Origin of the sequence: Undibacterium hunanense, assembly GCF_014284335.1 — a bacterium.
GTDB classification, from domain to species: Bacteria; Pseudomonadota; Gammaproteobacteria; order Burkholderiales; family Burkholderiaceae_D; genus Undibacterium; species Undibacterium hunanense.
On sequence record NZ_JACOGF010000002.1, the window covers coordinates 702,904 to 709,965 of the forward strand.

8 protein-coding genes, 3 tRNA genes and 1 riboswitch are annotated in these 7,062 nt (G+C 52.6%); of the genes, 7 read left to right on the forward strand and 4 right to left on the reverse strand.

Annotation, left to right across the window (positions count from 1 at the left end; translation table 11 throughout):
* The first annotated feature begins 2 nt into the window (after window positions 1-2).
* Both H8L32_RS06185 and H8L32_RS06190 read left to right on the forward strand, forming a co-directional pair.
* Complete coding sequence (locus tag H8L32_RS06185; protein WP_186946270.1) at window positions 3-1,553, forward strand: HDOD domain-containing protein; 1,551 nt, start codon at window positions 3-5, stop codon at window positions 1,551-1,553.
* Between the two features lie 82 nt (window positions 1,554-1,635).
* The gene (locus tag H8L32_RS06190; protein ID WP_186946271.1) at window positions 1,636-2,289 is read left to right on the forward strand and encodes a LysE family transporter; all 654 of its coding nucleotides are present in this window, start codon (window positions 1,636-1,638) and stop codon (window positions 2,287-2,289) included.
* A 49-nt stretch (window positions 2,290-2,338) separates the two neighbouring features.
* On the opposite strand, the gene H8L32_RS06195 is transcribed toward H8L32_RS06190, so the two are convergent.
* The 3 genes from H8L32_RS06195 to H8L32_RS06205 all read right to left on the reverse strand — a co-directional run bounded on the left by H8L32_RS06195 (window position 2,339) and on the right by H8L32_RS06205 (window position 4,178).
* The gene (locus tag H8L32_RS06195) at window positions 2,339-3,157 is read right to left on the reverse strand and encodes a hypothetical protein (protein ID WP_186946272.1); all 819 of its coding nucleotides are present in this window, start codon (window positions 3,155-3,157) and stop codon (window positions 2,339-2,341) included.
* 6 nt (window positions 3,158-3,163) lie between these two features.
* Window positions 3,164-3,526: an arsenate reductase (glutaredoxin) gene (arsC, locus tag H8L32_RS06200; protein WP_186946273.1), complete on the reverse strand. Its 363-nt coding sequence runs from the start codon at window positions 3,524-3,526 to the stop codon at window positions 3,164-3,166.
* 79 nt (window positions 3,527-3,605) lie between these two features.
* A complete protein-coding gene (locus tag H8L32_RS06205; protein ID WP_186946274.1) occupies window positions 3,606-4,178 on the reverse strand; it encodes a TMEM165/GDT1 family protein in 573 nt (190 codons plus the stop codon).
* Between the two features lie 95 nt (window positions 4,179-4,273).
* Window positions 4,274-4,380: riboswitch (yybP-ykoY riboswitch) on the reverse strand.
* Between the two features lie 171 nt (window positions 4,381-4,551).
* On the opposite strand from H8L32_RS06205, the gene H8L32_RS06210 reads away from it, so the two are divergent.
* Window positions 4,552-5,298, forward strand: coding sequence for an MgtC/SapB family protein (locus H8L32_RS06210; protein WP_186946275.1), 747 nt, complete (start codon window positions 4,552-4,554; stop codon window positions 5,296-5,298).
* A gap of 39 nt (window positions 5,299-5,337) precedes the next feature.
* Here H8L32_RS06210 and H8L32_RS06215 read toward each other — a convergent pair whose 3' ends face one another.
* Window positions 5,338-5,970 (reverse strand): TetR/AcrR family transcriptional regulator, encoded by a 633-nt coding sequence (locus H8L32_RS06215; RefSeq protein WP_186946276.1) that lies wholly within the window; start codon window positions 5,968-5,970, stop codon window positions 5,338-5,340.
* A 277-nt stretch (window positions 5,971-6,247) separates the two neighbouring features.
* Here H8L32_RS06215 and H8L32_RS06220 point away from each other — a divergent pair.
* From H8L32_RS06220 to H8L32_RS06235, 4 genes are all read left to right on the forward strand, one after another.
* Window positions 6,248-6,332 (forward strand) — tRNA-Tyr (locus H8L32_RS06220).
* 48 nt (window positions 6,333-6,380) lie between these two features.
* A tRNA-Gly gene (locus H8L32_RS06225) sits at window positions 6,381-6,454 on the forward strand.
* Window positions 6,455-6,488: 34 nt separating this feature from the next.
* A tRNA-Thr gene (locus H8L32_RS06230) sits at window positions 6,489-6,563 on the forward strand.
* Between the two features lie 78 nt (window positions 6,564-6,641).
* Window positions 6,642-7,062: GTP-binding protein (locus H8L32_RS06235; protein WP_186946277.1), on the forward strand; the 421-nt coding region annotated here is incomplete at its 3' end.

Sequence of the window (7,062 nt, forward strand, 5' to 3'; positions counted from 1 at the left end):
TCATGGCAATTCAACCTTCTGTCCACCTAGACGAGCATGCGCCGGAATCTGCACGCGACCGTCTGCTGGTAAAAATCAATGAAGAGAGCAATTTACCAACTTTGGGGGTGTCAATCACCAAAGTGGTAGAAATTACCTCATCCAGTGAAGACCCGGTCGCCAAACTCGCGCATTTCGTTCTTGCCGATGTGGCCCTGACGCAGAAAATCCTGCGTCTGTCGAACACCATCCATTACCGCACCAGTTCCGGTGCGCCAGTCACCACTATTTCAAGGGCTATATTCCTGCTGGGATTCAACAGCATCAAAACCAGTGCCATGGCGATGTTGCTGGTCGATTGCTTCAAGGATAAAAGCCATGCCAATAGCGTCAGGCGTGAGTTGATACAGGCTCTGTGCGCCAGCATAGTCGGGCGTGAAATGGCCCAGCGTGGCCGTTTTCAGGATGGGGAAGAGGCTGCGGTTGCTGCCCTGTTCAAAAACGTCGGCAAAGTGCTGGTGGCTTCTTTTGATCATCCTTTGTATACCCGCATACAGGCGATGCTGCAAACCGGCAAGACCAGTTCCCAGGAGGCCAGCGACGTTTTGCTGGGCTGCAGTTATGAACGCTTTGGCGAACTGGCCCTGCAAGAGTGGAACATCCCCGACACCATCATCCAGTCGCTGGCGCCTTTACCTGCCGGTGAGCTGAAAAAGGTCACTACCCGTGCCGAATGGCTGCGTCAGGTCGCCAGTTTCAGCGATGCGCTGGCCTCCGTCATCATGACGGCGGGTGGTGCCAACATGACTGAAAAGGCAAGACCCTTGTTGCAGCGTTATGGCAAGGCGCTGGAACTGGATCAGGCCATGCTGGATGACATGCTGGTCAGGGTGGAGCTGGAAACACGGCAACTGGCCAAGAGCATGGACATTGCCATGTCTGATATGCATACCGGCGATGAGGTCGACGCGAATGGGGTGCCCAATGAATTGCTGATGCAGGATTATGACAGCGGTGAAATTCAAAATGATCAGCGTCACCCCAGCGGCAAGCCCATGCAGGCACGTGATCTGTTGCTGGCAGGGGTGCAGGATGTAACCCAGATGCTGGCTTCCGAATCTTTCAAACTGAATGACCTGATATTGCTGGTGCTGGAAACCCTGTACAGCAGCATGGGCTTCCGGTTTGCTGCAGTGTGTTTGCGTGATTTGCAATCCGTGCGCTATGTCGCACGCCTGGCGATAGGCGAAAACTATCTTGAGCGACAAAAGGGCTTTGCTTTTCCTGGCAAGCCTGACCAGAACCTGTTTCATCTGGCCATGGTGAATAATGTCGATTTGATGATTTCCGATGCTTCTGTACCCAAGATACAGAATTTGCTGCCCGAATGGCATCGCAAGCTGTTGCCGGATGCACGCAGTTTTATCATCCTGCCGCTGGTGATACAGAAAAAGCCTCTGGGGCTGTTTTATGCAGACCGTGCCGTCAATGCGGACGAAGGCGTGCCACCGGATGAAACAGCGCTGATCAAGACACTCAAGAGTCAGTTACTGGCCGCCATGATGCGCGGTTAGTGCATTGTTAGTCTGACGGCGAAAAGCAAGCTCCCGGCCTGCGGGTTACAATGGCTGATGTTTATTTTTCGCGAGGCTTTTCATGCAGTTCACTACCTGGCTCACCTTCTTTTTTGCTGCCTGCGTCATCGCAGTTTCACCCGGCTCGGGGGCGGTACTGTCGATGTCGCATGGCCTGAATTATGGCGTGAAAAAAGCATCTGGCACCATCATGGGTTTGCAAGCCGGTTTATTGTTGATACTGGCCATCGCCGGAGCGGGTGTCGGCTCCATATTGATGGCTTCCGAAGTTGCCTTCAGCGTCGTCAAGACAGTGGGTGCGCTGTATCTGATTTACCTCGGCATCAATCAATGGCGGGCACGGGTGGATGTTGTGAATGAAGCTGAAGCCGATACCGAAAGCGTCACCGGTACTCAGGCACCGGCCATGTCCAAACGTTTCCTCATAGGTTTCCTGACAAATGCCACCAATCCAAAAGGGATTATTTTCATGGTGGCGGTATTGCCGCAGTTTATTTCGCATGACGCTCCCTTGTTGCCACAACTGTTGATACTCGGCGTGACGATGTGTGCGATTGACCTGGTGGTCATGCATGGTTATGCCTACGCTGCGTCCAGCATGCAGCGCTATTTCCGTGATCCAAAGTGGTTGAAAAGCCAGAACCGTTTCTTTGGTGGCATCCTGATGGCGATAGGTACTGCCTTGTTCTTCGTGAAACGCAGTCCTGCAAGCTAGAAAGCTGTTCCCTGGTCAGGCTAACCTGGCCAGGGACAAGACTGCGAGCTTACATCAGCGGGATTTGCTGTTTTTTTGCCAGTGCATCGATATCTTGCCAGATCGTCATTTGATTCAACAGGCGGGTGGCAGGATCAAGCATGGAATTCAGGTTGAAAAAACGTTCCAGCGCGGTATCGTCAAAATTACTGTGCTGTGAAAAATTGATGCGCCCATATTGCTTGCGAAATGCATGCAGCAAATCCGCTGGTGTATCTTTATGCCATACCTGCATCAAGCCACCCACCATCAATGCACAGTCTGTCGTCTGTTCCAGCGTACGTGGGTTCTTTGAACTGGTGGCGTCGCGATAATCCAGCAGGCGCGGGAAATAGAATTTCTTGATCCAGCTGGCCGGTATGCCGCCTTCACGCAACAGCGCACCACTACGCCAGAGTTTCCAGCTTTTTTCAGCTTCGCTTACATCCGTAAACTGGCTGTCTGCTTCAATGACACAATCCTCAGCCAGTTCGATCTCCAGTATCACCGGCAAACCTGCGGTGACGGCAATGTTTTCCAGTTCTGGCATCTGCGGTTTTTCGCCATGCTGATTTTGCAGGGCATTGACAAAACTCCCCATGACTTGCTCGTTGTTCTGATGCAGTGTGCTGGTCGCCTTGCAAAATGCGGCGCAGGCAGCAAAATACGCCATCAGTTCGCCCACCATGATGCCACGCGCAGGTGCCGCTTCCTTTGCAGATTCTGTAGCCTGATCGAAGCTTTGTCGCGGCATATTGGCCGCCAGGCCCTGGCGCAGGATAGGGTAAAGATCAGTAGAGATGCAGCCGTATTTGACGTGGCTGCCAGCGGCAAGTTTAAATTCTGACATGGCGGCTCAGGCTTTCTTGAACAGAGACAGGACGTGTTCCGGCGGACGTCCGATAGCCGCTTTATTTTGGTACGTAACGATAGGTCTTTGCAGCAAATGCGGATGGGCAACAAGTGCCTGCAAGGCCGTTGCCGTATCGGCATCTCTCAGCCCCAGGCTTGCATACTCATCTTCATTATTACGCAACATGGTCTGCACATGATTGTCACCCAGCGCGATGAATATTTGTTGCAGTTCATCAAAATTTAAAGGGGTTTTTTGATAATCAATGATGTTTATGGCAAGTGCCTGTTCTTCTGCGACCGTGGTCAGCAAAGCCAGTGTTTCGCGGGATTTGGAGCAGCGTGGATTATGGTAAATCGTTATCATTCTTGATGCTATCGTTCATGGTAAGTTCCACCGCATGCAGGCAGGTTTCAGCGGGTTTGCCTGCATGCGGTGGCGTTGTTCAGTAAAAGCTCTGGCCTATGCCAGCCAGGACCAGCACGCCCAGTATGGCAAACACAATTGCTGCCAGCCAGCGCACCACTTTGAAAGGGAAGTTGGGTGAGGCAATCTTGCCCAGGAATACAGCGGGTACATCGGCGATCAGCATACCGAGCGTGGTGCCGGCAATCACCAGCGGCAGGTTACTGTACTTGGCCGCCAGTGCGACCGTGGCCAACTGTGTCTTGTCGCCGATTTCGGCAATGAAAAAAGTGATGCAGGTCAGCATGAAGATGCCGTAAGGCTTGTCGCCTATGCCGTCATCTTCCATTTCATCTGGTTTCAGGGTCCAGACGGCTATCGCCAGGAATGACAGGCCCAATAACCAGCGCAACAGGGTAGGGCTAAACTGGCTGGCCACCCATTGCCCCAGCAAACCGGCCAGAGTGTGATTGAACAGGGTGGCAACCAGTATGCCCAATACAATAGGCAGGGGTTTTTTATAGCGGGCAGCCAGCAATAAAGCCAGCAATTGGGTCTTGTCGCCAATTTCACCTATGGTGACGGCCAGGGTAGAGACGAGGAAAGCTTCCATGATGATGTGCGGGACGGGGCAATTTAATAACCAATGACAGCCATATCCCGCCCCATCCCTGGTCAGCAGAATACAACTATCAAAGGTCTTGCCCCAACCCGACGTATTACCGGGCCTAAACGCACCATGGCCAGCCGGCCAAGTATGTTGATGCGCTTTCTTCAACCGCAGTTGAAGCAGGCTACTCCCCAATGAAAGTGAGGCCGTATTATAACGCAGCTTGGCGCTTATTTCGCAATCCGGCGAAACCTTGTCTTGTTATCATGCTTGTCCTGGTCGGGATTTATGAACTGGCAGCAATGGTTTGTCTGGTTGATCACGAGGTGCTGTTACACTGGATACCGCAGCCTAATTAATCATATAAACGATATTTATGGAATCATTCTATAGCTATGCCATGCGTTTCTGGTCTCAGTCAGAGTTGCATGCCAATCTGATCATTTTCATGAATTTGACAGGCGCCATGTTACTTGGCTTTCTGGTTGGCTATGAGCGTTCCTACCATGGGCGTGCAGCCGGCATGCGTACCTATGGCCTGGTCTGCATGGCATCGGCAGCGCTGGTGGTGATTGCTGGTTATCCTGACTTCTGGTACGGCGGACGGGCGCTGTCGCCTGTCAATCTCGACCCTTCACGCACCATACAGGGGGTAGTGACCGGCATTGGTTTCCTTGGTGCAGGCGTTATCATGCGAGAGGGCTTTACCATCAGCGGCCTGACGACAGCGGCATCCCTGTGGGCCTCGTCTGCGATAGGCGTGCTGGTGGGCGTTGGCTTTTATGCTGCAGCCATTTTGCTGGCACTGCTGTCTGCAGCCTGCATGATCTGGGTCTACAAGCTGGAATCCTGGTTGCCATCCAGGCCGGCAGTGTCAATTACCATGCAATTCCGCCCGGGTTTTGTACCCAATGAAGATGCCTTGCGCAGGCTGGCACTGGCACGCGGCTATGAAATTGCAGTCGGTACCCTGACCATCAGCGCCAAAGAAGGGCGCATAGAATGGCGCTTCGTCGCCGTTGCTGTCAACCGCAAGCTGGCTACCCGTATCAGTGGGCTGGCCGCCGAGCTGGGGGCATTTGAGGGCATAGAAAATTATCATCTTGCCCATGCAAGAAACTGACCTGTCTTGCACGTATTTTTGCACGCACTCTTGGACGTGTCAGCGGGGCGAGGGCTGGATTTGCCGGCCGGCCTGGTCATCTGTCGATGGCAATTCTGGCAAGCCTTCCATGCCTTGCATGAAAATCCGCGTCACCAGGACGGCAAAGTCCGCATAGGATATCTTGTCGCCTTCCTGTTGCGGCTTGAGCCAGGTAAAGGTCCAGTTAATCATGCCGAACAGCAGCATGGTGATGGCGCTACGGTTCTGTGCATCCGTGCGTCGCGGAAAGCGGCGCTGTATAGCACTGGCGAACAGATTCACGATGCTTCTTTGAGCATCGAGTATCAGCAGCCTTTGTGGTTCTTCCAGAAACTTCACATCGTTCAGCAGGGCAATATGCCGGGTCTGTGAATGTTCATATTCCGCCAGAAAGGCCGCAATCAGCTCTGTCAGCTCGGTATGGGTTTCAGCCAGACGTATCAGCACCTTGGTATAGCGGTCCAGCAAATCAAAAAGTATGGCTTCTTTGCTGGCGTAATAGTGGTATAGCCTGGCTTTGGAGGTGCCGCAGGCCTGAGCCAGCAGGCTCATGGAGGTGCCGGGATAGCTGTGGCTGGCGAAAGCCTGTGCCGCCTGCTCCAGGATTTCATCGCGTTGCAATTGGTGGTCGGAAGCCTGTGTGCGCGCCATGGTTAATATGCAAAATGATTTGTCTGCATGATACAGCGACATCCGTGTAGCGGGAAAAACTTCCTGATTTGATCCTGATTAATGGCCCAGGGAATTCAGATGCATGTCGAACGCATTTGTTTTGAAAAAGATGGCAATTCAGTATCTTGTGGTAAAAATGAATAAAATCATATGCTTAAGAGCAATTAATGCCTGGGTTGAGATGCGATATGGGAACAAATTCTCAAATAGGTGTTGACAGTTGGGTCGGACATCTCCATAATTCGGGGTTCCCTGCGGAGAGGTGGCCGAGTGGTTAAAGGCGACAGACTGTAAATCTGTTCTCTCTGAGTACGCTGGTTCGAATCCAGCCCTCTCCACCACAGGTAAAGAATTGAATTTAGAAATTAGCGGCTGAAGTGGTGGCCTTTGCGGGTGTAGCTCAATGGTAGAGCTGAAGCCTTCCAAGCTTATGACGAGGGTTCGATTCCCTTCACCCGCTCCAGTTTTACTTGCGCGGCTTTTTGCGCAAACAAGCTGCCCTTGTAGCTCAGTGGTAGAGCACTCCCTTGGTAAGGGAGAGGCCACGTGTTCAATCCACGTCAAGGGCACCATGGTTTATCTGGTGTATTCAAGTCTGATTTGTCGGGCGCGTGCCTGAGCATTCTCATCAAAATCGTTAGGAGTCCAAAATGGCAAAAGGTAAGTTCGAGCGCACCAAGCCGCACGTAAACGTAGGCACAATTGGTCACGTTGATCACGGCAAAACCACACTGACAGCAGCGATCGCAACAGTCTTGTCGAAGAAATTCGGCGGCGAAGCAAAAGCATACGACCAGATCGATGCAGCACCAGAAGAAAAAGCGCGCGGTATTACAATCAATACAGCCCACGTTGAGTACGAAACAGCCGGCCGCCACTACGCCCACGTTGACTGCCCAGGCCATGCTGACTATGTTAAAAACATGATCACTGGCGCGGCGCAAATGGACGGCGCGATCCTGGTTTGCTCCGCAGCAGACGGTCCTATGCCACAAACTCGCGAACACATCCTGTTGGCCCGCCAAGTTGGCGTTCCATACATCATCGTGTTCCTGAACAAATGCGACATGG